Source organism: Schlesneria paludicola DSM 18645 (assembly GCF_000255655.1).
Classification (GTDB): Bacteria; Planctomycetota; Planctomycetia; order Planctomycetales; family Planctomycetaceae; genus Schlesneria; species Schlesneria paludicola.
Genome location: NZ_JH636434.1, coordinates 332,107 through 358,217, shown reverse-complemented (window position 1 = coordinate 358,217; position 26,111 = coordinate 332,107). Strand labels below are relative to the sequence as shown.

Below are 26,111 nucleotides of genomic sequence, written 5' to 3'. Positions count from 1 at the left end.
CTGATTAAACTCATTATTGTCGCATCTCGAAATTTATTCCGGATAAATATTGAGGATTCGCAATGGCCATGGCGAAGGTCATCGGAAAAGGAAAGTTCTTGAAGTTGGTGCGTGAAGGAACGTGGGAATTCGTCGAACGTGTGAATGCACGAGGCGTCGTTGCGATCGTTGCACTCACACCGGACCGGCGAATTCTCTTGACCGAACAATTTCGCGCTGCGGTGGGACGATCCGTGATCGACTTGCCGGCGGGTCTTGCAGGCGATGTCGCTGGCCAAGAAGACGAAGCGTTTGCAACCTCCGCACTGCGTGAGCTAATTGAAGAGACAGGCTATACCGCCAAGCGAGTGGACCACTTGGCCGATTGCCCCACGTCGCCCGGCCTGACATCAGAAATCGCGTCGTTCTTCATCGCGCGCGACCTTCGTCAGGTCAGCACGGGCGGTGGTGTCGAGGGGGAAAACATCGTCGTCCATTGTCCGACGATTCGCGGAATCGAAAAGTGGCTCGCCAACCGGGTCGCGGAAGGAAAGCTGATCGACGGCAAAGTCTACGCAGGTCTGCATTTTTCTAGACGCCGCACTTCGTCACCGCGTCCCGGTCGCCGCGATCAGAAATAATCCGAATTAAGCCAAGCATCGGGAATCGATCTCGCGGGCAAAATGACGATCAAACCACCACCACCACAGTCATCGCGACGCTACGCCGCGTGCTCATTGCGACCGGGCGGGGGGAGGCCATCACTAACGTCGGCAAGCGACGATTCGCGATTGACGCCCGCCGGGCCCGACGAGCCAATTGTGGGCAGGAGGTATTTCGCAGTTGCTCCGAACTGCGGATTCTGGAAGATATTCTTCGACCTGAATTCGCCATGTGCGATGAAGAGGGGCAATTTTGGCGAATTGTCACGGCATGCGAGTTGCCTTTTCATGGAAATGGCGTCTTCGTAAGCCCTGAAATGCATTTCCTGCTGGATCTATAAGCGATTGCTGCCTGTTCTTGAGGCCATGCAATTGGAGTTCAACGAATGTCGGGGCAAACGTCGACAAATCAGAGTCTCAAATAGAAAGACTTGAACGATGCTCGCGGTCTCCGATTCTGACCTCCGACCCGGCTCACCCGACCTGATTTTTCACGGGTATGAGACAACTGGTTTCTATGACGAGATGTTTCTCGACAACGGGCATCCGCGCGAACGCGGCGAGCTGCTCGCGTCTCGACTTAAGGGATTGACGGAAGGGGAGTTAACGCGACGTCAGCGCGTCGCCGACCAAGCTCTTCTGAATATGGGAATCACGTTCAATGTTTACGGCCACGAAGCCGGCACAGAGAAGATCTGGCCGTTTGATTTGATTCCTCGCATCATTGAAAGCCAAGAATGGCGGTTCATTGACGCAGGTCTGAAGCAGCGAATCAAGGCCTTAAACCTTTTTATCAACGACATTTACCACGACCAGACCATTGTGAAGGAAGGCATCTTCCCCGAGTACATGGTCACATCGAGTCGTAATTTTCTGAAGCAATGTATTGGCCTGAACCCACCTGGCGGCATCTGGTGCCACATCACCGGAACCGACCTGGTTCGGAACTCGGACGGCACGGTCTACGTGCTGGAAGACAACCTGCGATGTCCATCGGGGGTGTCGTACGTGCTGGAAAACCGCGAAGTTATGAAGCGGACATTCCCGCAACTCTTCAACGGGCTGTCGGTCATGCCGGTCGAAGATTATCCCGAGCAACTGTTGAAGATGCTTCAGCACATCGCGCCGCCCACGGCTGACGAACCGAACGTCGTGGTGCTGACTCCGGGCATTTATAACTCCGCGTACTTCGAACACTGCTTCCTCGCTCAGCAGATGGGGGTGGAACTGGTACAGGGACCGGACTTGGTCGTGATGAACGGCTACGTGCATATGCGAACGACGCGTGGCCTGGAGCGGGTCGACGTCATTTACCGCCGGATCGACGACGAGTTTCTCGATCCACTCGCCTTCCGCCCCGATTCGTGCCTGGGCGTTCCCGGTCTGATGGACGTGTACCGCGCCGGTCGCGTTGCCCTGGCAAATGCTCCGGGCACCGGAATCGCCGACGACAAGGCGGTCTACGCGTACGTTCCGCAGATGATTAAGTATTACCTGAACGAAGAAATGATGCTGCCCAACGTTCCTACGTATCTGTGCGCGAACGACGAACAACGAGGATACGTACTGGATCACCTGCCCGAACTGGTTATTAAGCCAGCGAATGAATCCGGTGGATACGGAATCCTGGTCGGCCCGCGCGCCACGAAGGAACAGCTCGACAAATATCGTGAACTGATCCTGTCTAACCCGCGGAACTACGTTGCCCAGCCGACACTTTCACTGTCCCGTGTTCCTACGATCGTCGGCGATCGGCTCGAGGGCCGGCATGTCGACTTACGGCCCTACATTCTTTACGGCGAAGACATTTACATTCTGCCTGGAGGATTGACCCGTGTGGCACTTGTTAAAGGATCGCTGGTCGTCAATTCGTCGCAGGGCGGCGGCAGCAAGGATACATGGGTTCTCAAGAACGGGACGCCGCGGGCATAGAGGTCTGATGTCGACGATTTCGAAAGAGCACTGGGCAGAGCCAGTGGCACACGGATGAACGCCGATTTCGGCAATGAGTCGCTGCTGAGTCAGTCCAAGCACGACGATAGACGCTGCGAACCGACGACGACCCCAAGACGATCACCAAGAGTTGAATTGAAAGCTTTGTCATGCTGAGCCGCGTTGCCGACTCGATCTACTGGATGAGCCGATACGTGGAGCGAGCGGAAAATGTCGCTCGATTCATCGATGTCAATTTGAATCTGGCCCTGGATGTCGGTCCCGAGATGGACCGCCACTGGGATCCGCTCATCTATACCACGGGCGATCACACCGAATTTCAAGAGCGATACCCCGAGGGGACGCAGCAGAATGTCATCCAGTTTTTGACGTTCGACACCGCCAACCCGAATTCGATTCTGTGCTGTTTGCGTTCGGCTCGCGAAAATGCTCGTACCGTTCGCGACATGATCAGCTCGCCGATGTGGGAAGAGATGAACAAGTTTTATCTCTCGGTGAAGACCGCATCGCAGCAGCAGGTGCTCGGGTCACCGTTCGATTTCTTCACGCAGATCAAGTTGTCGGCATATACCTTGGACGGGGTCGTGCAATCGACGCTCTCGCACGGTGAAGCCTGGCACTTCCATCGGATGGGGCAATTGATCGAGCGTGCAGACAAGACTTCGCGCATCCTGGACGTCAAATACTTCCTGCTACTGCCACAGGTTTCCGACGTCGGAACACAACTTGATACCAATCAGTGGGCCGCGCTGCTCAAGTCGGCGAGTGCGCTCGAAATGTACCGCAAGGCCCATGGACGCATTACTCCACGGCAAGTGGCCGAGTTTCTGCTGATGGATCGCGAGTTTCCTCGCGCGGTTCGGTTCTGTATCGGCAATGCCGAACAGTCCTTGCTGGCAATTACCGGTGGGACCCGCGGCAACTTCTTCAATCCCGCGGAACAGCAGATGGGCCGACTGCGAGCGGAACTGGATTACACAAATATCGAAGAGATTTTTACGACGGGGTTGCACGAGTTCATCGATCAGTTCCAGCAGAAGCTGAATAAAGTTGGAATCGCGATCTCTGACACATTTTTTTCCGTCGAGCCGGACGTCAAACCGCTGAAATCGAATCGCCAGACTTCAAATCGCAGTGAACAGTCGCAAGGAAGCGGTCACCAATCCCAATCTCAGGGATGAAACCACAAACGCTCGCTCTGCGTCGAATTGAAACGCCGACATCGCATCGCAGACCGCGAGATCAACGACTCGCCCGCAACCCACGACGGTCCTGACCAAAACGTCCGAAACAACACGACAGTGCCGTGATGCTGCTACCTTCAGCATCCAGACGCAGCACCCAACGCCCCCCCCCTGAAGCCAAGAGGCGAAAGACTCGATCATGACGATTCGCGTCGCACTGCATCACAAGACGACCTACACGTATGACCGGTTGGTGACTCTGTCGCCCCAGGTGATCCGCTTGCGTCCGGCCCCTCACTGTCGGACGCCGATCGTCAGCTACTCGATCAAAGTCGAGCCGGAAAAGCAGTTCTTCAACTGGCAGCAAGATCCGTATGGGAACTTTCTGGCGCGGCTCGTCTTTCCTGATGCGACGAAGAAGCTTTCCGTCGAAGTCGATCTGATTGCCGACATGACGGTCATCAATCCGTTCGACTTCTTCCTCGAACCGGAAGCGACCGAGTTCCCTTTCGAGTATTCCCCCGCGCTGAAGACTCAGCTTCAGCCGTATCTCGCGACGGAACCTCTGTCGACGATCATGCGTTCGTTCGTCGGTCGTGCGCCGCACAGTAAAGAATCGACGAACGACAGTATCGTCCATTTCAACCAGTATGTGAACCAGGCGGTTCGCTACGTCATTCGCATGGAACCTGGCGTTCAAAGCTGCGAAGAGACGCTGACCAAGCAGAGTGGTTCGTGTCGCGATTCGGCTTGGCTGCTGGTGCAGCTTTTGCGTCACTATGGCCTGGCCGCACGATTCGTTTCGGGGTACTTGATTCAGCTCAAAGCGGACGTTGCGTCGCTCGACGGACCTTCGGGGACCGCCGTTGATTTCACGGACCTGCACGCCTGGGCCGAGGTCTTTCTGCCCGGTGCTGGCTGGGTAGGGCTCGACCCGACGTCGGGATTGCTGGCCGGAGAAGGTCATATTCCGCTCGCGGCGACACCCGATCCCCAATCGGCGTCACCGATCAGTGGTGGCGTGGATCCGTGCGAAGTGGAATTCGGGTTCGATATGACGGTGACCCGCGTTCACGAAGATCCACGCGTCACCAAGCCATACACCGAGGATGAATGGCGCGAAATCGAACGGCTTGGACAGGACGTCGACCGTGATCTCGCCTTGGGCCCAAAGACCTTGACGATGGGTGGTGAACCCACATTCGTGTCGATCGATCATCGTGAAGAGCCCGAATGGAACACGGCCGCGTTGGGCGAATCGAAGAGACGGCTGGCTGGTACGCTGTTCCGAAGGCTGGCAAAGCGTTTTGCGAATGGACCTTTGCTGCATTTTGGGCAAGGTAAATGGTACCCCGGTGAATCGCTGCCCCGATGGGCGCTGGGCTGCTACTGGCGCAAAGACTTGGAGCCCATCTGGACGCGGCCCGATTTGATCGCGGACGACAATCGCGACTATGGGTACGACGAAAACGACGCTCGCGATTTCATGTATATGCTGACCGAGCAATTGCAGGTCCGCGCAGACCATGTCCTGCCAGGGTATGAGGACACCTGGTACTACTTGTGGAAGGCCCGTAAGCTGCCTGCCAACGTCGATCCATTCGACTCACGACTCGACAACGAGGAAGAGCGGGCGCGAATTGCCCGCGTCTACGAGCAAGGACTGGCCCGCGTCGTGGGTTACGTTCTGCCGATCACGCCGAACAGCTCGGCAACCGATCTTACGCGATGGATCAGCGGTCCCTGGTATCTGCGACAGACTCGCATGTTCTTGATTCCCGGCGATTCCGCCATGGGTTATCGCCTGCCACTCGATTCGCTGCCCTGGATCCATCCCGATGAACGTCCACAGGTGATCGAACTTGATCCGTTCGCAGAACGTGGTGCACTGCCGACCACCGCATCGCGCCCTCAGGCACAACTTCATGCGCCAGAAAATGGATTCATTCCGTCTCAATCGCACGAATCCGCCGCGGTGCCACGAGTTCTGCAGACGCGCGGCCGGATCTTGGACTTCGTGCAGCGCTCGATGAATGACCTGGAACCGGCATTGATCGAAGGCGACGAGGCCGCCCTCGGCTCAGATGGAACCAGGATTGGTCATGGCAATCACAACGGACGGCTTGGCCGAACGCACGAAGGTTCGAACGGCTCAAATGGTTCAAATGGCCTGTACGGTGAGTCTTCAAAATCGCCAATTGGTGATCTGTTTTCACCTGTTGTGCGGACGGCGCTGTGTGTCGAAGCTCGCGGAGGTGTGATTCATATCTTCATGCCGCCGCTTGAGCGAATCGAGCAATACCTCGATCTAGTGTCGGCGATCGAAGCCACCGCCGACGAACTGTCGATGCCAGTCCGGATCGAAGGTTATACGCCGCCTTACGACTATCGCGTCGACCACTTCAAGGTCACACCAGACCCCGGTGTGATCGAGGTCAATCTGCAACCGGCCACAAACTGGGCGGAACTTGTTCGCAACACAACGACGCTCTATGAAGAAGCGCACTTATCACGGTTGAGCAGCGAGAAATTCATGCTCGATGGTCGCCATACCGGGACGGGTGGTGGCAATCACATCGTCTTGGGCGGTCCTTCACCGGCGCAAAGCCCGTTCCTCCGACGACCAGACCTTCTGAAAAGTTTCGTCTGCTACTGGAACAATCGACCGTCGCTGTCCTATTTGTTCTCGGGACTCTTTATCGGCCCTACGAGTCAGGCGCCACGTATTGATGAAGCTCGTCATGAAGCACTGTACGAACTAGAAATTGCCTGCTCGCAGGTTCCAGAGGACGGGCCTTGTCCGCCATGGCTGGTTGACCGGCTGTTCCGACACTTGTTGACCGACCTGACCGGTAACACGCATCGGGCTGAGTTCTGCATCGACAAACTTTTCTCTCCAGACAGTGCGACGGGGCGATTGGGACTGGTCGAAATGCGGGGATTCGAAATGCCTCCGCACGAGCGAATGAGCCTGACGCAGCAGTTGCTGGTGCGTGCCTTGATTGCCCGCTTCTGGAATAAGCCGTATCGCGAAAAACTGGTTCGCTGGGGTACGACGCTGCATGACCGATTCATGCTTCCTCACTTCGTTGAACAGGACTTCAACGAGGTCCTCGACGATCTCGCCGATTCGGGATTCCGTTTTGATCGTAAGTGGTTCGCCCCGCATGTCGAATTCCGGTTCCCGCTGATTGGCGAGTTTACTTTGGCCGGAGTGAATCTGGAGTTCCGACAGGCCATTGAACCTTGGCACGTTTTGGGCGAAGAATTTGGCGGAGGGGGGGCCGCACGGTATGTCGATTCTTCGGTTGAACGTCTTCAGGTGAAAGTCAGCGGGCTGACCGATCCGCGGTATGTGGTGACGTGCAACGGCCGCCGCGTGCCGCTGCATCCGACGGGGACGAAAGGGGAATTCGTCGCAGGCGTCCGGTTCCGCGCCTGGCAGCCGCCGTCGTGCCTGCACCCCACGATCGGCGTTCACACACCGCTGGTTTTCGATCTGATCGATACCTGGAACAAGCGGTCGCTCGGTGGGGCGACTTGGCATGTTTCGCATCCTGGTGGACGCAGCTATGCCACCTTCCCCGTGAATGCCTACGAGGCGGAAAGTCGTCGTGTAGCAAGATTCTTCAAAATCGGTCACACTCCGGGGCTCCAGCCGACACCCGAGGTCGAATTGAATGCCGACTTCCCGTTCACGCTGGACCTGAGAAGATCATGAAGACAATCCGACAGGCCATGATGCGGTGGAAGCGTCTTGCGGTAGCAAACGCTACTTTGAGGTGTATGGATCGCCACGCACGGCCCTATCGAACGACAAGGAGTTGCCGATCCCATGGATGATAACACCGGTGCGGTGAGCGCTCACCTGGCCGGCGAAATCACGCCCCTTTACCAGCCCCCTGCGCCACATTTCGATGAGATGCTCGACGCAAACGGGGCGATTCGTCCGGCGTGGTCGCGATTGGCACGAAGTCTGAATACGGGTGGTACGTCGGGGCTGGTGCGACGAACGGAAGAAACGCAGCATTTCCTGCGTGAAAATGGCGTCACGTACAACGTCTACGGAGCAGCCAAAGACCTTGAACGGCCTTGGGAGCTCGATCCTGTTCCACTGATGTTCTCGGTCAACCAATGGAATCCATTGGCCGACGCCATCGCGCAGCGCGCCCGTCTGCTGAATCGAATTCTGCAAGACGTCTACGGCAATCAAGACCTGCTGCGATCGGGCGTGCTTCCTCCGAATGCCTTCTTCGAGCATCCTGGATATCTGCTGCCGTGTGTCGGAATTCAGCCCCCTGCGGGGATCTTTCTGCACTGGTATGCCGCACAACTGGCGCGCGACCTCAGCGGCAATTGGATCGCCCTGGGGGATCGCTCACAGGGACCGTCTGGGGCCGGGTATGCAGTCGAAAACCGCATTGTGGTCTCGCGGACGCTGCCGGAAGAGTTTCAAGAACAAAACGTTGTCCGGCTCGCGTCGTTCTTCATTTCGCTCCAGAACACGCTCGCCAGTCTGGCACGCAATCATCGCGAGAATCCACGCGTCGTCTTGCTGTCGCCAGGCCCCCGAAGTTCTCGCTACTTCGAAGACGTCTACCTGTCCCGCTATCTTGGCTACACACTGGTCGAAGGCGGTGATTTGACGGTTCGCGGCGATGGGGTCTACCTGAAAACTCTGGGCGGACTGCTGGGCGTGGACGTGATTTTTCGCCGCATTGGCGATGGCCGGTGCGATCCGCTGGAATTGCGCCCCGATTCTCCGGCCGGTGTGCCTGGACTCCTTCAGGTCATTCGTGACGGGCAGGTTGTTGTCGCCAATGCCCTGGGTGGCGGATTTCTCGAGGCCCCTTTGCTGCAAGCGTACTTGCCCTCTGCATGCCGCTTCCTGCTGGGCGAAGAGTTGAAGCTTCCGTCGATTCGAACGTGGTGGTGTGGTCGGTCGGACGATTTGAAATATGTGGAAGCTCATCTGGATCAATTGGTGATTCGCCCGGCGTTCCGTCACCACAACGTGAAGGTGCATATCGGTGCGAATCTGACGGACGAAGAGCGTGCAAGACTGATCGCGGATATGCGAACTCGTCCCAGCCAGTATGTCGCACAAGAGCCGGTTGTTGGCTCGACCGCGCCTGTCTGGAGCGGCGATCGATTGCAGCCCTGGCATGTCACATTGCGGGCCTTCGCGGTCGCAACGGACGGCGACTATCAGGTCATGCCCGGAGGATTATCCCGAGTCGCGATGCGTTCGGAAACGCTAAACGAATCAATGGCGGCCGGTCAGCGCAGCAAAGACGTCTGGGTCTTGGCCGATGGCCCAGTGGAGCCGGTCTCACTGCTGCGCCCCAAGCAAACGGCGCTTGAGCTGCGTCGCAGTTCGAACGACCTTCCCAGCCGCGCCGCCGACCATCTGTTCTGGCTTGGCCGTTTGATCGAACGGACCGAAGCGAAAGTACGGCATGCGCGCTGCGTCGTGGCTCGCATGACCACGGAACTGCAGCCGGCCCGGCTTACGGATCTCAAGCGAATCGTGCTCGCGATGGACGAACCCGGTGAATCACCTTTGTCCAAGGTTCCGGTGGATGAGGCTCGCTTGGGACAGACACTGATCGATTCGGTCTGGCTCTATCTGCACGATCCCCATCGAACGTACGGTCTGCTGGAAACAATCGACGCCGCTCAGCGTACGGCATCGGTCGTTCGCGACCGAATTTCGGTGGATGGCTGGCGGATTATCAATCAACTCGATTTTCCCCCGTCTCACAGCGCCACGGCGATGCGTACGTCGTCGGATCTGGCGGGTGCGCTAGCGCCACTGAATCAGTTGCTGACATGGCTGTCGGCCTTTAGTGGTCTCTGCAATGACAGCATGACGCGCGGGCCGGGCTGGAGGTTTCTGGATATTGGCCGGAGAATCGAACGTGCGCTGCAGACCTTGCGTGTGATCCGCGGATTACTTGTCGACGCCCAGACCGACGTCTTGCCGCGCCTCGAGGCGATGCTCGAAATCGCGGACAGTTCCATGACCTACCGCTATCGTTACCTGACGACATTGCAGTTGGCGCCCGTACTGGACCTTGTGCTTGCCGATGAATCGAATCCACGCGCTGTCGGATTTCAACTGATGGCGCTGTCCGAGCACGTCGGAAGTTTGGCACGGGATGAATCGGACATCGTGCGGACGGCCGAGCAAAAACTCGTCCTGTCCGCGCAGGCGACGTTACGTCTGGCCGATGTTGAATCGTTCTGCACGGTCAATGGGACCAATGACCGGCAGGAACTCGACGAATTCCTGTCGGGACTCGCTTCCGAATTGCGAGCATTGTCCGATAGTATCTCGCATACCTACCTCACTCACACCGTTGATTCGCGACAGCTTGAAGCCCAGTTGCAGATCCCCCGTCGTGCGTGAACTACGTTTTAAGGGTTCAGGATTCAGAGCTCGCTGAAGACTGAAAGCTGAAAACAGCCGATGCATTACAATGTCCGACATACAACGATCTATTCCTACGCGGATGCCGTTTCGTTGTGCCAGAACGAGGTGCATCTGACACCGCGGCAGACACCGTTTCAGTCCTGCGCCGGCTTTCAGCTGGACATCGCTCCCGATCCTGTTCGTCGGCGTTCCCGCATCGATGCCTTCGGCAATCAAGTCTGGTACTTCTCGCTTGAAGAACCGCACCATGAACTGCAGATCACGGCACGAAGTCGAGTCAGCATCGCTCCGCGCGAACTTCCGATTGCCGGCGCCACGCAGCCGTGGGAACAGGTACGCGATCAATTGATCCGTGCGGAATCACCAGACATGCGGCAGTTGGCGCAGTTTCGCTTTGAATCGCCCTTCGTACAGCTATTGGACGAAGTCCGCGACTATGCACTCGTCAGCTTTACTCCCAAACGGCCGCTGCTCGAAGCGGCTCTCGATCTGATGTCACGGATCTTTCGCGAATTCAAGTACGCGCCAACGACAACCAGTATCAGCACGCCAACGCGTGAAGTCATGAAGCTGCGCCGAGGCGTCTGTCAGGATTTTGCTCATTTGCAGATCTGTGCGTTACGGTGCCTTGGTCTGGCGGCTCGGTATGTCAGCGGTTACCTGGTGACGGCGCCGCCTCCCGGAAAACCAAAGCTGATCGGCGCCGACGCGTCGCATGCGTGGTTGTCTGTTTATTGCCCAGGCGATGGCTGGATCGATCTTGATCCGACGAACAATGTCATTCCTCAGCAACGACATGTTACGATTGGCTGGGGGCGTGACTACTCTGACGTCTGCCCGATTCAGGGCGTTTTGACCGGGGGTGGCTCGCAGATTCTGACGGTGTCAGTGGATGTCGCGCAGATCTTAGTCGATCAGCCAGCTTGATCAGGCCACTACAGGCATACGTCGGACATTTCGACGAGTACACCTCGGGCGATGCAGCGAATCACAGCGTCACACGAATGAGCCGACATCGCTTTTGTCCGTGTGGTCACGGTTTTCGCGAGCGCGGCTTGCTGCCCGACGAGCGAGGCACCCAGGCGCCACCGTGCTCGGCGGCGTCACGCACGGATTCGATGGTTGGTGGTTGATTGCCGCCAAGCTCATCGCGGGCCTCTTGGCGTCGTCGTGCCGCGCGATAGAGATCCGTGGCGTCGTTTCGTTCCTGATAGGTCAACCAGAACTTGAGCTGATTGATCGGCTCTTCCCAATGCATGCTGATCAGAATTAAGACCACGCACAAGCCGGCAAAGCATCCACCCCAGATCAACCAGACAAAATACTGATCTTGCGCTTCGCGGGTAGCGGCCATGATCACGAAAGCCGTAGCGGCCGCACCAATTAAAATGATGAACGACGTCGCCAGCCAGATGACGGCCTGCCGCCCCGAATCGGAATTCCGCCCAGCCATGGCAGATCGCTCCCGTGATATGTTGTGGCCCTCACGCACTGATAAGTTACAAAAGTCTGCAGAGGGCAGCAATCTTCCGTGGTCGATGTGCTGGAAGTCCCCGGCCTGCACCCATCGGCAGCACATCAGCTTCTGCTCCATGCGGAACTCTGAAGGCATCCAAGATTTCCGTTGATGCTGCTGGTTTTTCTCGTTCTCTCGCGACAAGCTTTTGCATGACCTTGCCTCATGCGCTCTCGTTTTTTGTCGAGTAGACGAGTGTCCTGGGTGCCTCGCAGACGCGTCCTCGATTTCGGAAATGCACAGATTGGACCGTGTCAGGTCCCTCCGCGATGGGGAAGTTCGTGTGAAGAGGCGTTTCTAATTGGGAGCTTGGTAACGAGGATTTCAAGGATACCCTCAAGTCGAACTCGTCAAACGAAACAGCCCGCACATGGATTCATGTGCGGGCTGTTTTCTGTCATCTAAACTGTCGAATCCCCGTTTCAATCGCGGTCACTTGAGGTCACTGCGTTCTGCTTGGGAACCCAATCAGGATGATTACATTTCGTCATGGCCGCCGTGGCCACCGGCCTTCTTGTCGGCGTCTTTTGGCTTTTCGGCGATCAGAGCATCGCTCGTCAGCAACAGGGTCGAAACGCTGGCGGCGTTTTGCAACGCACTGCGAGTCACCTTGCAAGGATCGATGATACCGGCCTTGACCAGGTCTTCGTACTTGCCAGTTGCAGCATTGTAACCGTGGCCGTCTTTGTGCTCGGCGACTTTCTCGCAGATCACGGCACCGTCAACACCGGCATTGTTCGCAATTTGCGTCAATGGAGCGCGGCAAGCGCGAACGATGATGTTGAAACCGGTCGTTTCGTCTTCGTTCAAGCCCGTTGGCTTGAGTTCGAGCGACGAACGCAGCAATGCGACACCACCACCTGGAAGAATACCTTCTTCAACAGCGGCGCGAGTCGCATGCAGAGCGTCTTCGACGCGGGCCTTCTTTTCTTTCATTTCGCTTTCGGTTGCAGCACCAACGTTCAGCTGAGCCACACCACCCGACAGCTTGGCAACGCGTTCTTCAAGCTTTTCACGATCGTAGTCGCTGCTCGAAGCGGCCAATTCGCGACGAATTTGTTCGATTCGCGACTTGATGTCGGCCGACTTGCCGAGGCCTTCGATGATTGTCGTGTTGTCCTTGTCGATCACGATTCGCTTGGCGCGACCGAGATCCGACAACTGGACGTTTTCGAGCTGAATGCCCAGGTCTTCGAAAATCGCCTGTCCGCCAACCATGATCGCCAGATCTTGCAACATCGCCTTGCGACGATCGCCGTATCCAGGAGCCTTCACGGCAGCGATCTTGAAGGTGCCACGCAGCTTGTTGATCACGAGCGTGGCGAGTGCTTCGCCTTCGACTTCTTCGGCCACGATCAAGAGCGGTTTGCCGCTGTTGACGACCTTCTCAAGGACCGGAACGAGATCCTTGATGTTCGTGATCTTCTTTTCGTGGATCAAAACATATGCGTCTTCGAGCACACATTCCATCGACGTTGGATCGGTGACGAAGTAGGGCGACAGGTAGCCGCGGTCGAATTGCATCCCTTCGACAACTTCATAGGTGGTCGTCAGCGACTTGCCTTCTTCGACGGTGATGACGCCGTCTTTACCGACTTGTTCCATCGCGTCTGCGAGGATTCCGCCGATTTCGGTGTCGCCATTCGCAGCAACGGTACCGACCTGGGCGATTGATTTCTTGTTCTTGCACTCGACAGCCATGCTCTTCAGCTTGGCGACGATTTGCTCGACGGCCTTGTCCATGCCGCGCTTCATGTCGATCGGGTTCACACCGGCGACAACAGCCTTCAAGCCTTCGCAGTAGATTGCTTCGGCGAGGATCGTTGCCGTGGTCGTGCCGTCACCAGCGGTATCGGAAGTCTTGCTGGCGACTTCACGCACCATGCGTGCGCCCATGTCTTCGAACTTGTCTTCGAGTTCGATTTCGCGAGCAACCGTCACGCCGTCCTTGGTGACCGTTGGTGAGCCGAAGCTCTTTTCAATGATGACGTTGCGACCGCGAGGTCCGAGCGTAACGCGTACGGCGCGGGCGAGCTTCTGCACGCCGCGGCGCATCGCTTCTTGCGCTTCCTGATCAAAGGCGATAATCTTTGCCATTCGGAGAGACTCCTGGTTTTAAATTGTCAGTTTTACGTCGGATCCGAAACTGCAGCAGTCCCACTTTGGCGTTCACTGCGAATCGGAATTACTGTTTTTTCGGGTCTGGCTCGGTTGTCACGTGGACCCGAAAATTTCAATTCGGCTCGAGGCGGATCATCGAGCGAGAGTCCGCCTGACACGGATGAGCCAGACTCATTCATCAGCCATAAATGGCGAGAATGTCGCTCTCGCGCAGCAGCAGATACGTCTCGTCGCCAACCTTGAATTCGTCGCCAGCGTAGGAGCTGAAAATGACGTGATCGCCAGGCTTCACCGTCAGGGCGGCCTTCGTTCCGTTGCTTTTCACGTGTCCTTCACCAACTGCGATGACATCACCACGTTGCGGTTTGTCCGTTGCGGAATCCGGCAGAACGATTCCACCAGCGGTTTTGGTTTCCGCTTCGGCTCGCTTCAAAACCACTCGATCACCGAGCGGGACCAGCTTGGGGTCGTTCGAGCCACTCTTCTTTGCCATCTCACCATACTCCAAGAATCGAAACGCGTTCAGTCTTCCAACGCGGGACGGATCCCACAAACGACACCACGAGACGGAAGATCGCCTAGCGAACGGCGCGCCAAAAAAACGTATCAGCCATAAGTCTCATGAAACAAGTGCTTTGCAGATATTGACGAAATCACGACCTCTGCCAACGTGGCTCAGCAGGGCGACCCGCAATTGTTTCGGCTGCCAATCTGACAGAGCAATGCTTGCCTTAAAAAGGCGACGGTTTGGAGGGCTAACCGAATCATTTGTGTCAAAGACCTTCCGGCCACTGGCTCGTTTCTTTGAGCGCATGGCCGGTTTCGAGTAACGACTTGAGGCTTGAGAGGATATGCGGCCAACCCGTCGAGACGCCCTGGATCAGTTTCGAATCAGGCTTATCCATTTCGTGCTGAACCGTCAGCTTGACCGAATCGCCGATTGTTTCGAGTTCGTAGGTCAGTCGTGAAAAACCTTCAGCCGTCATCTCGGGATCAAGATGGTTTTGCCATAGCAAGACGAGTTTCTTCCCGGGCTCGATCTCCACAACCTCGCCCGAATCAGCAACTCGCCCTCCAGGAACCACGATCTTCCAAGTGGCTCCCTTTTTCCATTCGCAGTCCTGCCATGTCTCGCACCAGAACTGGCGAGTAAATTCAGGTCTGCTCAGAGCTTGCCACAATTTCTCGGGCGTCGTGCGGATATATGTGACGTAAACAAACTGAGATTTAGCCAATTGAGTCACCTTCCAGAGTCTGCTTGAGGTCTGCGAGAATGCGGAGTCGGCTTTGTTCATATTTTCCAATCCAGCGATCGGCGATCTCATGGATCGGAACGGGATTCAGGTAGTGAAGTTTTTCACGGCCCCGGCGAACCGTCATGACCAGCGAAGCCGCTTCCAGAATCTTCAGATGCTTCGTCACTGCCTGCCGGCTCATATCGAGCTGCTCACAGAGTTCTCCGAGAGATTGCCCGCTCCTCGTAAAGAGTTGATCGAGCAACACGCGGCGACTTGAGTCAGCGAGCGCCTTGAAGGCGTTGTCCATCCTTGAGTTCATGCAAACAATTATGCAACCAAGTGGTTGCATGTCAAGCCGCAGCGATGGTTGAGTGAACTCTCGGCAAATGAAACACAATTCGCTGAATTGCGACGATGAGGACCTATGACTTCATCGGGGATTTGTTACGCATCGCGGGCAACGCAAAGCACGGATTTTCCACAACCCTGCTTTGCATTCGACGAAATCGCGGCCGCCGCCTGCTCAAATGGAATCTCGGCCTGAACGACCGGCTTAAGAGTTCCTGAATCGATCAAACTTGTAATCCGCAGCAGTTGCGATTGATTCGGCTCGACGATGAAAAACGCTCTTTTGTTGCGTTCGTCGGTTTCCACTTCGCCCGACGCAGCGATCGTGACTAGCCGACCGTTCGGGCGAAGCACTTCCCACGATGCCGTGAGCGTCTCGCCGCCCACGGCGTCGAAGATCACATCAAATTCTTGGCCCAGATCCTGAAACCTCTCGTTTTGATAATCGACGACGGTCTGTGCCCCGAGATTCAACAAGAATTCGCGATTCCGACTCGCGGCGGTCGTCGTGACGTGCGCATTTCGCCATTTCGCGAGCTGAATGGCGAAGACGCCGACAGCCCCCGAACCGCCATGAATCAGGACGCGTTCACCCGCCAGAAGCTTGCAGCGATCGAACAAACCCTGCCACGCAGTCAACGCACTGATCGGAACCGCCGCCGCCTGTTCATGAGTCAGTGTTTCGGGCTTGGCGGCGATGGAGGTCGGCAGGGTGCAACAGAATTCCGCAAATGCCCCATCGGCGAACCAATCGTTCACTCCGTAGACTTCCAGACCCACGGCAATATCGACATCCTTCCCGACTTCAGCGACGACGCCAGAGAATTCGTGGCCGGGCACGGCGTTTTGCCGCGGCTCTCCCGACGCGGTGTGCGTCGTGGGATACCAGAGCAATTCCGTGGGGGTGATCCCCGCAGCGTGAATCTGGATCAGAAGTTCGCCTGGTCCGGGAGTTGGCGGCTTGAGATTCGATTGAACCAATCCGGGCCGAGGCCGAACCGCGTCGCACTGCCAAACTTTCATTTTGGTTCCTTGAAAGATCACTCGGCTGCGGTATCCCGCGAGAATTCGGGCACCGGCGAAATTCATGTTTGCGGTCAATCCACCGTCAACAATCGTCCGGCTTGGTGAAATTCGGTGAAAGCAACATCGGCACCTTCTTTGGCCAATCTTTGCACCATTGCCATCCCAATCTTCAACGCTGTGAAGGATTTGTGGACCGGAACGGCGCGTAGCGAGTCTTCCTGCCCAGCGGACAACTTCCCGAAGGATTACTAAGCCCTCGACTGCGACCTGTTACCCGCGTCCTCCAATCCTAATTCGTGCCTGACTCAGGGAACTGATGCTCCAACGTGACGCAGTATTCACCGAATCCGACGGATCGCCAGAAGGCGAGTGCGTTTTCGTTTTTAAAGAGAACCTCAACTCGAATTCGCTTGGCTGTCGGCCAGGCGGATTGCCTCAGCCATTCCAGCGCGTGTCGGCCAATTCCTTGACGACGTCGATCGGCGACGACAAAAAGGTGTCTTAGATAGACGAAATCTGGCTCATGCCGATAAAGAGCGTACCCGACAATCTGGTCGAATTCTTTGAAGAGAACCGCCTGGTACTGGCCGTTCAGCCAAATTGACATTCGCACCGTCAGATCGTCGACGGACATCGGGTTGCGATGCCCCTCATCGCGAATCAGCTGCAGATTCAGTTCTGCGAGAATTGCCGCATCCGACACACCCGCGAACCGATATTTCAGGTTTTCTTTCATTTGAACTGTGCCGCCTTGAATCTCGCCTTGGCGAATTGGGACCTTTCGAATACGGTCCGCGTCTCTCCCTGCACCGACTCTACATATTGACCTTTATCGACGGAGAATCCTGGCGATGATGTCGTCTCGAACGGTCGCGGAGTGCGCACTGATTGGTATGCTTGTTTTCAACGCCGGCTGTGCGAGCTTTTGGCATGAATTCAAGCCGCACAGACTGCAGCGATTGAATCGTGGGCCCGCGCCTTCGCTCGATCCAGAATTTATTCACTACAAACGCAAATCACAAACGGGACTTGTCAAAAAGATCCCGCCATCCCGCAGTGCGACATTGTCTGCCAACAGCGCCGAAATCGTGACATTACGAGCACAATCCGACGCCGAGTAATTTGAGTTCCGTGGGACGTTATCGCGGATTTGCCAATAGCGTCGTCAAATGGCAAGCGACCGATTCTGCCAACCGTTTGACGTGATACCCGCCTTCCAGACAACTCACCAGGCGCCCCTGCGAATAGGTCTGGGCGACCTGCATGACAAGATGCGTCAGCGTTCCGAAATCTTCGGTTTCAAGTCCCAATGAACCGATCGGATCTTCGGCGTGCGCATCAAACCCGGCGCTGATCAGAACCAGTTCTGGCTGACACTTCTTGGCGACATCTGTCAACATCGCCTCAAACTGGCTCAGATAGTCCTTGCGCGCCGTTCCAAACGCCACGGGAAGGTTGTATTTGGTTCCCAACCCCAGCCTCGAGCCTGTCTCGTCCTTCATTCCTGTCCCGGGATAAAAGGGCGAGCGATGCACGGACAGGAACCAAACATCATCACGTTCGTAGAAAATGTCCTGAGTGCCATTTCCATGATGGACATCCCAGTCAACGACCAGCACTCTTCGAAGCTTGTGCTGTTTCACCGCATGATCCGCCGCCAACGCAATGTTGTTAAACAGGCAGAACCCCATCGCATCATGGACGAGCGCGTGGTGGCCCGGTGGTCGAACCAGACACAAAGCTTGCTGATCGGGCCCCGCCATGACCGCGTCAATGGCTTGGATGGACGTTCCAGCCGCACGCAGCGCGACATCATAGGATTTCGGCGATAGAAACGTATCCGCCTCAATCCAACCCCCACCGTCTTTCGCGAACTGTGCCGCACGGCCGATGTACGCTCGATCGTGAATCCGTGCAATCTCGTCAACGGTCGCCAACCGTGTTTCACGGATCTGGCATCTTTTCGCCAGCCCGGTGCGTAGCAGTTCGGCGTCGATCGCTCGTAGTCGCTCGGGACATTCTTTGTGCGTTCCCGTTTCATGGCCCTGAAACCGAGCGTCGCTAAAAAGAATCGTCATGGCAATCTCACAATTCGACAGCGTGACCGAATCCGCAGTCTCGCTTTTACACGCAAGGCACAAGCGGCGGCAACAGATCGACAAACTGATGCTTCGACTTAAAACTACCTACTATCCGAGACAATTTGTATCTAAAATGCCGTAGAGAATAATGTCCTCGAATAGGGTTGTCGGCTCTGGATTGCTCCTGACCGGCTTACAGTCCTCTCTCCCGAACTCCGATACAACCAGATGCTGCTGCTCGCTCAACGAAATCCCTCTGTCAGTTGGGAACCCGTGCGACTTGATCCTTCGGGCCAGTTCACATTGTGGGCGTGGTTTCGACCGGTTGCGATCCCCGGCGGCCTGATGCTTGTCATTCCCGCTCCATTGTTTGCGGAGCCAACCGTCGCCGCATTTCTGACCGTGCGGCAGGTGGTTGCGGCAGCGGGACTCGATTCGAGCCAGATTCTGTGCTGGAGCCTGGGGGGCATGAATTTCGACTCGGCGGGTGGCCATTCCCCCTTGCTCGACCAACGCCTGCTTGCACCGGTCGCCGGCGGCAATCTGGAGATGACCGTCTGGATGGCTCCTTTGCCCGCCGCTCCCTGGCCGGTTCAGGCGCCAATGATGCCCGATTACGGACAGGCCGCGATGAGTCAGCCCGCGGTGGCTTCGCAGAGTGTCTCTGCACAAGACTGGCAAATGCTTGACGCGATGGATTCCTGTTGGAATGGTGTCGTCCAATTGGAGGTTCGCGTCGCGACCATCCGGAAAGAGCTTGGATCGGGGATTTCGCGACTGAACTCGCTCAATCGCGATTTGTCTTCGGATGAACGCCGCACCTGCGACAGCAAAGATCTGCAGGAATGGGCCGACGCGCGTCGCTGGCTGCGAGACTCGATTTCCGTGTTGTCCCGTTCCGTCAAAGAAATCGATACCGGCACGACGAGCGGAGCCGGGCGACGACATCGATTTGAAGAGATTCATCGCAATCACGTTGTTCCGCGCGTTCCCCTGCCAGGAATGACCCAGTTGGTCAATGAGTTCGAGACGTATCGCAAGATTCTGCAAAACGTGTTGGCCGCGGCTCAGGCGAATGTGGCGCGCGCGGGTCGCGACGCCGAGAATCGAGCCAACGGAGTGCTGAGTCGAATTGGAGCCAAGATGCGGGCGCGACGACGATGAGGGAGTGTGATGCGAAACAGATCCGTGTCTGCCATCAATGACAATTGCCACCACCGACTGAGTCGGACCGCGTCAATCCCCCTTTGCACTTTTGAGACTCAGCATCGATAATCGAGATCGAGGCCACATGGCCAGTAATGGTCCAGCACAGCGAGCAAAGCAATTATGGCGGGTTGGTTAAGCAAAGCGACGTCGCTGTTTCAGCCACCACCACCACCCGTGGACCCGTTCGAGGTCGAGTGTGAGTGTGGTGGTCGCGTCATCGGCTTACGCACACCGACCTATCAGAAACGCCCTTGCCCTCGTTGCCAGCGGCCCGTGTTCGTCTTGCCCAGCAATCCTTATCCGCACCCCAAGCCCAAAGCCGCACCCGCACTCAAAACGGCTCCCAGCCAATCGACGACGACGAAATCCGATCTTTCGACGTCACGCACAACTGTCGATCCAGGGCCGCCACCAGCGGTCTCCAAATCTGGAAAACCGTCGGCAGCCGGACCGCCACGCGGCGACAAGGCGATCGCTGTTGAGGAATCGACACTCGCCGCAGAGCCGAAACGCCGCGTCTTCACGCCGCTTCGACTGTTGGCATTCGCCATCGTCTCGATGACCGCACTCACAGCGGCCGCTTTCTGGTACCGGTATCAAATCGACGCCGCCAAGGCGATCGTCACGAAAGCGACCGATGCGGGGGAAGCGGCCCTTCGCGAGGGCGACTTCGTGGTCGCGGCACGAGAATACGGCCGGGCGCGAGCCGCTGTCGATGTGCTGGGCCGGACCGATCGAGCGGCGAGCGACATTCGCCGAATGAGCCTTCAGACAACAGCAGCCGCGAAACTGGCGTCCAGTACCCTCACCGAGATTCTCGAAGACTGCCTGGCTCGGAAAAAATCGGGGCAGGCGAGTTCTATTCAGCTCACCACAACCGATCAGGGGGGGTGGATCATTTTTGACACACGGATTCTTCCGTCAGATGAAAATCAGAACCTCTACGAAATTGACGCACCAATGCAGTTCAAAGAGGCCACGATTCAGATCGAACTCGAAACAGAGATTTTTCGCCATCTTCCGCAGACCGAAAGTGAATCCGGCGGCCCCCGCGTGATCTTCGCCGCACAACTGGACCAGTTGGACGATCCCAGCGGAGATCCGCCAATCGCAAAACTTAGACTGAACGGGAAGTCGGCATTTCTCTGGTCTAGCTATGACGTGTATGCGTCGATTGGGTATCGCCCACTTGATCCGGAACGTGAGCAGCAGACGCGGGCATTGCTTGAGCGACAGTTGGAATCCCAGCCATAAAACCTGAAGGGATGGGCCGCGTGAGAATCCTCCGCGATGGGAAAATCACTGTTAAGAGGCGTTACCAAGCGGGAGCTTGGTAACGGGGAATCCGCGGACACTCGCAAACTTCCATTTTGGAAACACTACGCACAGTCAGAAGTGGGCACAGCCTGCATTCCCGCTCGGGAGAAACCGAGATCGCAAGAGGCGTTACCAAATTCGAAGCCCGGGAATGTGAGAGAATGCGCAACTTCAAGTCCCAGAGACCAGAGAATGGGCTCGCGATGATGGCAAGCGCCATCGCGCTTCAACAAATCGCATGAGAAGTTTCAGTGAGCTCGGTCTTCGCCCCTGACACGCCGCGCAATCGCTACAGTCCAACTCTCTGACGTCCTTAAGCCTTGGACATCGGCTCCCTGTGCAATCTCTGCCCGACAAGAGTCAGTCGGTATACAGCGATTTTCGTTCAGGTGGTGATCCGGTGAGCGCCTGTCGCCGCCGACTGATCCCTCATCCGGTGTCCGCACGTCAGGATGTGTTTGAGCGGCATATCCGACAGTTCCGTAATGGTACTGCAAAAACTGCCGAACTCCCTCCATTTCGCTCGGGGTTTGGCACGCTCCCTCCGCCGATACCCAAAAAGGGGCTCATGAAATCGGCAGAAAATGACGGAACGGGAACGCGGTCATGTCGCAAACAAATGTCAGTCGGTATAGCAATGCGGATTCAGAATGGTGGCGTCTGGTCATCCTGTTGATGGGGCTCGCATTCGCCCTGTTACTCATGGGGACCAACGTCAAGGGGGCGGAATCGAGTTCGTTCTGGCGTAGCGACTACAAGGCCGCGCTTCAGGAAGCAGAAGAAAAGAAGTTGCCGCTACTGGTTCACTTCTATGCCGACTGGTGCGGCCCATGCCAGCGAATGGAACGCGAGGTCTTTTCTACGACCAGTGTGAAAGACCTGTTGGACCGGAAGTTCGTGGCTGTAAAGGTAAATTCCGATCATCGGCAGGATCTCGTTCAGCGATTCGGCGTCGAAACACTTCCAAGCGACGTGATTGTCGACTCGCTCAATGGGCGAGTGCTCGAACTGCATGCCGGGTACCAGGATCGCTCCGCCTATGTGGCAACAGCTTCAAAGGCCGAGGCGAATTTCGTCAAAGCGCATGCCGGTGATTTGGTCGTGACCAAATCCTTGTCGAACTCGAACGAGACGCAGCCTGCCGTCGCGATCAAGACAGACCAGATTGAACTGGGTGAACCCAAGCCGGTGATCGGTCTGGATGGTTTCAGCCCGGTGTCTCTGACGAAGAAGCGTCAGTGGAATCGCGGGTCACCAAGACTGGCGTGGGATTACAAAGATGTCACCTACTATCTGACCTCGCGAGAAGAACTGATCGAGTTCCGGAACAACCCTGAAACATATGCCCCCAAGCTGCTCGGCTGCGATCCAGTGATCCTCTGGGAATCTGACAAGGCGGTCGCAGGTGACATTCGGTTTGGCGCATTCTTCGATGATGAACTGTTCCTGTTCAAATCGGACGAGCGTCGACGTCAGTTCAAGGCCAATCCCGAGAAATTCATCCGACTACAGCACGCCTTGAAGGCCGATCAAATCGAACGAACGGTAATGCGATGAAATTTGAGATTGCCGCGTCTCGGACGTGGTCAGACAACTTCATGCGGCGGGGCAGCATTGTAACGCAGCTTGTGCAGTTGCAGCGACGAGCGAAAAACCACGCTCTTTGTTGTGTCGCGGTGAAACGAAGGTTTGTCGTCGGTGGCCACAGCGCCAGTTTTTGATAGCGTTGTGGCCACCGATGATGGCTCGGACTTTGCTCGGACGGGTCGCCGCTCTAACATGTGGCGACTGTTGACGATCACCTGTTCCGTACTGCCAGGCCCGCATTCTGATGACAAATGCTGTTGAATATGCCAGCCGCCTGGTCGCGAGCCCTTCTGTCAGTTCACAGTCGAACGTCCCGGTCACGCGCATCGTTGAATCGCTGCTGCGGGAACTCGGATTCCAGACCGAGTTTCAAGAGTATCTCGACTCGGCTGGCGTTCCCAAGTCGAATGTTGTTGGCAAGCTCGGTACTGGGCGAGGCGGACTGGCCTACTTTGCACATACCGACGTCGTCCCGGCTGATACGTGGTCGATTCGCGAGCACGGGGCGTTCGAACCGACTGTCAAGAACGGGCGGCTGTATGGTCGTGGCAGCTGCGACATGAAAGGCTCAATCGCGAGCTTCCTGGCTGCCGTTAATCGGCTGCGCGTCGCATCGTTCCGAGAACCCGTCTACGTCGTCTGCACTGCGGACGAAGAGGTGGGATTCCACGGAGCTCTGTATCTCACCCAGCACTCCCCGTTCTACCGGGAAATGGTCGAATCACAAAGCCGCGTCATCATCGGCGAACCAACGGAGTTGAACGTCGTTCATGCCCATAAAGGGATCTTTGGCTTTCGAGCGATTGCGCACGGCAAGGCGGCTCATTCGAGCACGCGTGACGGTATCAATGCCAACGTGCTCATGATCCCATTCCTCGCAGAAATGAAGAAGATTCACGACGAGACACTGGTGGACCCTCACTGGCTCAACCACGCCTTTGAACCACCATGGATTAGCTGGAACATCGGGATCAACGATCTGAACTGCGCCGTCAACATCACGGCGCCACGCAGTATCTGTACGGTCTTCTTCCGTCCTATGCCGGGACAAGATGGAAATGAGCTGATTGACCGCGCTCGGCGGGTCGCTGATCAGCATGGCATTGAATTTCAACAGGAACTTGCCGGCCACCCGGTGTTCGCCGACCCCCATAGCGAATATGTGCGTGAGACATTGAAAGTCACGGGACACCCCGCATCGAGAACGGTTGGATATGGCACGGACGGCGTGATGTTCACCGAATTAAAACAGATTCTGGTACTGGGCCCAGGATCGATCGAGCAGGCACATCGGGACGACGAATGGATTTCCCTCGAACAATTGGCGCGCGGGACTGACCTCTATGAACAACTTGTTCGACGCTGGTGCCTACAATGACGGATCTCGAAGCTTCCTCGGCAGATCAGGTTCTGAAGAACTCCAAAGTGACGACCAGCCACACGGCGATGGTCATGGTCCTGCTGCTGGCCACGTTGCTGCATGCCATCTTCCTTGCCAAGGCGAAACCACTCCAGAGTGCCAATGATCGGTCGCGCTGGTGCACTGTCTGGTCGCTTGTCGAACGTGGAACCTTCCAGATTGACGAAATTCGCCAGCGACCGGGATGGGACACCATCGATCTGGTCCATGTCGATGGCCACTTTTATTCCACCAAGCCGCCACTGCTGACGACGATCGTGGCCGGGATCACATGGTGTGTGCAGCGCGTCACGGGTTGGAACCTGATTGGTCAGACCCAACAGGTCACATTCCTGGTACTGCTCATTGCGAACATCATTCCCTTTTTTCTGTCGCTGATGGCTTGGGTCGCGATTGTCGAACGAATTGCTGAAAACAATTGGACGCGGCTGTTTGCCGTCATCACGGCCTGCTTCGGGACGCTGATTACGCCGTTCCTGATGACACTTAACAACCATACGGTCGCCACGGCCGCAGTCATGATTGCGCTGTTTGCACTCCTGCGGATGCTCGATCGAACCTCGGAACACGCTCCCTATTGGCCGTATGTTCTCTGCGGTCTGGCATCGGCCTGGGCTGCCGTGAATGAACTGCCTGCGGCATTGCTGGTCGTGATCCTGTTTGCCGTGTCATATCGCAGTTCATCGAGGAAAACACTGTTCGCTTTCCTGCCAGCGGCGGCTCTGCCGATCATCGCGTTGGTGGCCACCAACGTCATTGCTACGGGAAGCTGGAAGCCTTTCTATGCCGACTATGGAACGGACAAATACCGGTTCGTCATTGATGGCGTTCCAAGCTATTGGATGCAGCCGCAAGGGGTCGACCGGAACATCGATTCTCCATGGGTGTATTTCCTGCACTGTACCGTCGGGCATCACGGCCTGTTTTCGCTGACGCCAATTGCACTGCTTGCCCTTATCGGATGGACGATGAGCGTCCGCGTGCGAGACGCGTTCCTGAAAGTGACGCTATTGGCAGGGGCATTCACGTCAGCCGTCGTCATTGTGTTCTATATGACGCGAACTCAGAACTACAACTACGGCGGCGTCAGTTGCGCGTTGCGGTGGGCACTTTGGCTGACCCCCTTGTGGCTTGTCGCGGTGGTACCTGCGCTGGATCGCTTCGCAGGGATCTGGGCCTTCCGCAGCGCGGCGAGCCTGCTGCTCGCTGTCTCGGTCTACTCCGCCTGGCAGCCGATCGACAACCCATGGCGACAACCTTGGCTCTTCCAATGGATGCAGAGTGCTGGATGGATTGACTATTCCGAAGAGCGCCCATCTCTGGAGGAACGACTCTGGACGTGGTTTCCGTCAGTGCCAGATGTGGCTCCTGGCGAAATGGCCTGGGTGGAATTCGAAGTCGCGCGACCGGGAACCTCGAATCGATTCATCCGTCTCTTGGGACGAATCCAAAACAAGGGAACAAAGGACGAACTTCTGGAACTTGAAGTCCGGGAAACGTCCGATGACGGAATCACCGCCCCACGAACTAGAAAGATGTGGATCGACCCGCAAAACTTCAGAAAACAGATGCGTCCGTCGGAATTCATGCGATGGCTTGACCCCGACGTCATCCCCGCACAGCAACAGGACGATTTGGCATTTGTCCGCGGGCTGCCCCGGCTGGTTGGCTATGACCTCAAACAGCGCCGCTACATGAAAACGGCCCTGCGACGTGAAGCGCTGTATTGCAAGCATGTCGCGGCCCATGTCGCCTTTGCCACCAATGAAGATGACCCGCCACTGATCTATCGATGCGATTCCTGGCAATCAGACGCCGTTCCCTTTGGCGTGGTTCAGGTGGAATTTCATATCAGTCCACCGGACGGTAATGGAACGCTGTTTCACGAACGCTGGACGGTTCACGACTGCTGGCCCAAGGTTGCCCCCTTCAAAGAACCTTGAGGTTTCATGACGGAGCTTATGTCATCTGGGCGAACCTGACATGCGTTCAGAGCGTCTGCACGTCGGCCGTCCCTGCTCGGCCTGGAATGTC

The 26,111-nt window shown here is 56.6% G+C and carries 19 protein-coding genes; 11 read left to right on the top strand and 8 right to left on the bottom strand.

The features are described 5' to 3' along the window. The first annotated feature begins 62 nt into the window (after positions 1-62). The 6 genes from OSO_RS0101770 (at position 63) to OSO_RS0101740 (ending at position 11,141) form a co-directional block, all read left to right on the top strand. Positions 63-620 (top strand): NUDIX hydrolase, encoded by a 558-nt coding sequence (locus tag OSO_RS0101770; RefSeq protein ID WP_010581863.1) that lies wholly within the window; start codon positions 63-65, stop codon positions 618-620. A 459-nt stretch (positions 621-1,079) separates the two neighbouring features. After that, positions 1,080-2,573, top strand: a complete 1,494-nt coding sequence (locus tag OSO_RS0101760; RefSeq protein ID WP_010581861.1) for a circularly permuted type 2 ATP-grasp protein — start codon at positions 1,080-1,082, stop codon at positions 2,571-2,573. 170 nt (positions 2,574-2,743) lie between these two features. Next, on the top strand, positions 2,744-3,775 hold the full coding sequence (locus OSO_RS0101755) for an alpha-E domain-containing protein (protein WP_010581860.1): 1,032 nt from the start codon (positions 2,744-2,746) through the stop codon (positions 3,773-3,775). A 202-nt stretch (positions 3,776-3,977) separates the two neighbouring features. Continuing rightward, positions 3,978-7,499: a transglutaminase family protein gene (locus tag OSO_RS0101750; RefSeq protein ID WP_010581859.1), complete on the top strand. Its 3,522-nt coding sequence runs from the start codon at positions 3,978-3,980 to the stop codon at positions 7,497-7,499. Between the two features lie 114 nt (positions 7,500-7,613). Then, positions 7,614-10,190: a circularly permuted type 2 ATP-grasp protein gene (locus OSO_RS41745; protein WP_010581858.1), complete on the top strand. Its 2,577-nt coding sequence runs from the start codon at positions 7,614-7,616 to the stop codon at positions 10,188-10,190. A 60-nt stretch (positions 10,191-10,250) separates the two neighbouring features. Continuing rightward, on the top strand, positions 10,251-11,141 hold the full coding sequence (locus tag OSO_RS0101740) for a transglutaminase family protein (RefSeq protein ID WP_010581857.1): 891 nt from the start codon (positions 10,251-10,253) through the stop codon (positions 11,139-11,141). Between the two features lie 106 nt (positions 11,142-11,247). Here OSO_RS0101740 and OSO_RS0101735 read toward each other — a convergent pair whose 3' ends face one another. The 8 genes from OSO_RS0101735 to OSO_RS0101685 form a co-directional block, all read right to left on the bottom strand. Further along, positions 11,248-11,667: a hypothetical protein gene (locus tag OSO_RS0101735; protein ID WP_010581856.1), complete on the bottom strand. Its 420-nt coding sequence runs from the start codon at positions 11,665-11,667 to the stop codon at positions 11,248-11,250. Between the two features lie 540 nt (positions 11,668-12,207). After that, complete coding sequence (groL, locus tag OSO_RS0101730; protein WP_010581855.1) at positions 12,208-13,827, bottom strand: chaperonin GroEL; 1,620 nt, start codon at positions 13,825-13,827, stop codon at positions 12,208-12,210. A 202-nt stretch (positions 13,828-14,029) separates the two neighbouring features. Then, complete coding sequence (gene groES, locus OSO_RS0101720; protein WP_010581854.1) at positions 14,030-14,344, bottom strand: co-chaperone GroES; 315 nt, start codon at positions 14,342-14,344, stop codon at positions 14,030-14,032. 280 nt (positions 14,345-14,624) lie between these two features. Further along, positions 14,625-15,086, bottom strand: coding sequence for an SRPBCC family protein (locus OSO_RS0101715; protein ID WP_010581853.1), 462 nt, complete (start codon positions 15,084-15,086; stop codon positions 14,625-14,627). Then, positions 15,079-15,396 (bottom strand): ArsR/SmtB family transcription factor, encoded by a 318-nt coding sequence (locus OSO_RS0101710; RefSeq protein WP_010581852.1) that lies wholly within the window; start codon positions 15,394-15,396, stop codon positions 15,079-15,081. Before OSO_RS0101710 ends, OSO_RS0101715 begins: the two co-directional genes overlap by 8 nt. A gap of 137 nt (positions 15,397-15,533) precedes the next feature. After that, positions 15,534-16,526, bottom strand: coding sequence for an NADP-dependent oxidoreductase (locus OSO_RS0101705; protein ID WP_010581851.1), 993 nt, complete (start codon positions 16,524-16,526; stop codon positions 15,534-15,536). A gap of 226 nt (positions 16,527-16,752) precedes the next feature. Next, positions 16,753-17,199 (bottom strand): GNAT family N-acetyltransferase, encoded by a 447-nt coding sequence (locus tag OSO_RS0101695; RefSeq protein WP_010581850.1) that lies wholly within the window; start codon positions 17,197-17,199, stop codon positions 16,753-16,755. A 403-nt stretch (positions 17,200-17,602) separates the two neighbouring features. Then, complete coding sequence (locus OSO_RS0101685) at positions 17,603-18,541, bottom strand: histone deacetylase family protein (protein ID WP_010581848.1); 939 nt, start codon at positions 18,539-18,541, stop codon at positions 17,603-17,605. Between the two features lie 231 nt (positions 18,542-18,772). Between OSO_RS0101685 and OSO_RS0101680 the strand changes: the two genes are divergently transcribed. The 5 genes from OSO_RS0101680 (at position 18,773) to OSO_RS0101650 (ending at position 26,020) form a co-directional block, all read left to right on the top strand. After that, positions 18,773-19,708, top strand: coding sequence for a hypothetical protein (locus tag OSO_RS0101680; RefSeq protein ID WP_010581847.1), 936 nt, complete (start codon positions 18,773-18,775; stop codon positions 19,706-19,708). Positions 19,709-19,873: 165 nt separating this feature from the next. Next, positions 19,874-21,007, top strand: coding sequence for a hypothetical protein (locus tag OSO_RS0101675; RefSeq protein WP_010581846.1), 1,134 nt, complete (start codon positions 19,874-19,876; stop codon positions 21,005-21,007). 669 nt (positions 21,008-21,676) lie between these two features. Continuing rightward, on the top strand, positions 21,677-22,627 hold the full coding sequence (locus OSO_RS0101665; RefSeq protein WP_010581845.1) for a thioredoxin family protein: 951 nt from the start codon (positions 21,677-21,679) through the stop codon (positions 22,625-22,627). 274 nt (positions 22,628-22,901) lie between these two features. Next, positions 22,902-24,035: a M20 family metallopeptidase gene (locus tag OSO_RS0101655; RefSeq protein ID WP_010581844.1), complete on the top strand. Its 1,134-nt coding sequence runs from the start codon at positions 22,902-22,904 to the stop codon at positions 24,033-24,035. After that, entirely contained in the window at positions 24,032-26,020 is a 1,989-nt protein-coding gene (locus OSO_RS0101650; protein ID WP_010581843.1) for a glycosyltransferase family protein, read from the top strand. Before OSO_RS0101655 ends, OSO_RS0101650 begins: the two co-directional genes overlap by 4 nt. Positions 26,021-26,111 lie beyond the last annotated feature (91 nt).

What these genes read in the sequence shown, in the direction of transcription:
- OSO_RS0101675 (WP_010581846.1), top strand. Translation starts at nt 19,874, where the DNA reads ATGGCGGGTTGGTTAAGCAAAGCGACGTCGCTGTTTCAGCCACCACCA.
- OSO_RS0101755 (WP_010581860.1), top strand. Translation starts at nt 2,744, where the DNA reads ATGCTGAGCCGCGTTGCCGACTCGATCTACTGGATGAGCCGATACGTG.
- OSO_RS0101650 (WP_010581843.1), top strand. Translation starts at nt 24,032, where the DNA reads ATGACGGATCTCGAAGCTTCCTCGGCAGATCAGGTTCTGAAGAACTCC.
- OSO_RS0101735 (WP_010581856.1), bottom strand. Translation starts at nt 11,667, where the DNA reads ATGGCTGGGCGGAATTCCGATTCGGGGCGGCAGGCCGTCATCTGGCTG.
- OSO_RS0101695 (WP_010581850.1), bottom strand. Translation starts at nt 17,199, where the DNA reads ATGAAAGAAAACCTGAAATATCGGTTCGCGGGTGTGTCGGATGCGGCA.
- OSO_RS0101665 (WP_010581845.1), top strand. Translation starts at nt 21,677, where the DNA reads ATGTCGCAAACAAATGTCAGTCGGTATAGCAATGCGGATTCAGAATGG.
- OSO_RS0101705 (WP_010581851.1), bottom strand. Translation starts at nt 16,526, where the DNA reads ATGAATTTCGCCGGTGCCCGAATTCTCGCGGGATACCGCAGCCGAGTG.
- OSO_RS0101740 (WP_010581857.1), top strand. Translation starts at nt 10,251, where the DNA reads ATGCATTACAATGTCCGACATACAACGATCTATTCCTACGCGGATGCC.
- groL (WP_010581855.1), bottom strand. Translation starts at nt 13,827, where the DNA reads ATGGCAAAGATTATCGCCTTTGATCAGGAAGCGCAAGAAGCGATGCGC.
- OSO_RS0101750 (WP_010581859.1), top strand. Translation starts at nt 3,978, where the DNA reads ATGACGATTCGCGTCGCACTGCATCACAAGACGACCTACACGTATGAC.
- OSO_RS0101710 (WP_010581852.1), bottom strand. Translation starts at nt 15,396, where the DNA reads ATGGACAACGCCTTCAAGGCGCTCGCTGACTCAAGTCGCCGCGTGTTG.
- groES (WP_010581854.1), bottom strand. Translation starts at nt 14,344, where the DNA reads ATGGCAAAGAAGAGTGGCTCGAACGACCCCAAGCTGGTCCCGCTCGGT.
- OSO_RS0101770 (WP_010581863.1), top strand. Translation starts at nt 63, where the DNA reads ATGGCCATGGCGAAGGTCATCGGAAAAGGAAAGTTCTTGAAGTTGGTG.
- OSO_RS0101685 (WP_010581848.1), bottom strand. Translation starts at nt 18,541, where the DNA reads ATGACGATTCTTTTTAGCGACGCTCGGTTTCAGGGCCATGAAACGGGA.
- OSO_RS0101680 (WP_010581847.1), top strand. Translation starts at nt 18,773, where the DNA reads ATGCTGCTGCTCGCTCAACGAAATCCCTCTGTCAGTTGGGAACCCGTG.
- OSO_RS0101655 (WP_010581844.1), top strand. Translation starts at nt 22,902, where the DNA reads ATGACAAATGCTGTTGAATATGCCAGCCGCCTGGTCGCGAGCCCTTCT.
- OSO_RS41745 (WP_010581858.1), top strand. Translation starts at nt 7,614, where the DNA reads ATGGATGATAACACCGGTGCGGTGAGCGCTCACCTGGCCGGCGAAATC.
- OSO_RS0101760 (WP_010581861.1), top strand. Translation starts at nt 1,080, where the DNA reads ATGCTCGCGGTCTCCGATTCTGACCTCCGACCCGGCTCACCCGACCTG.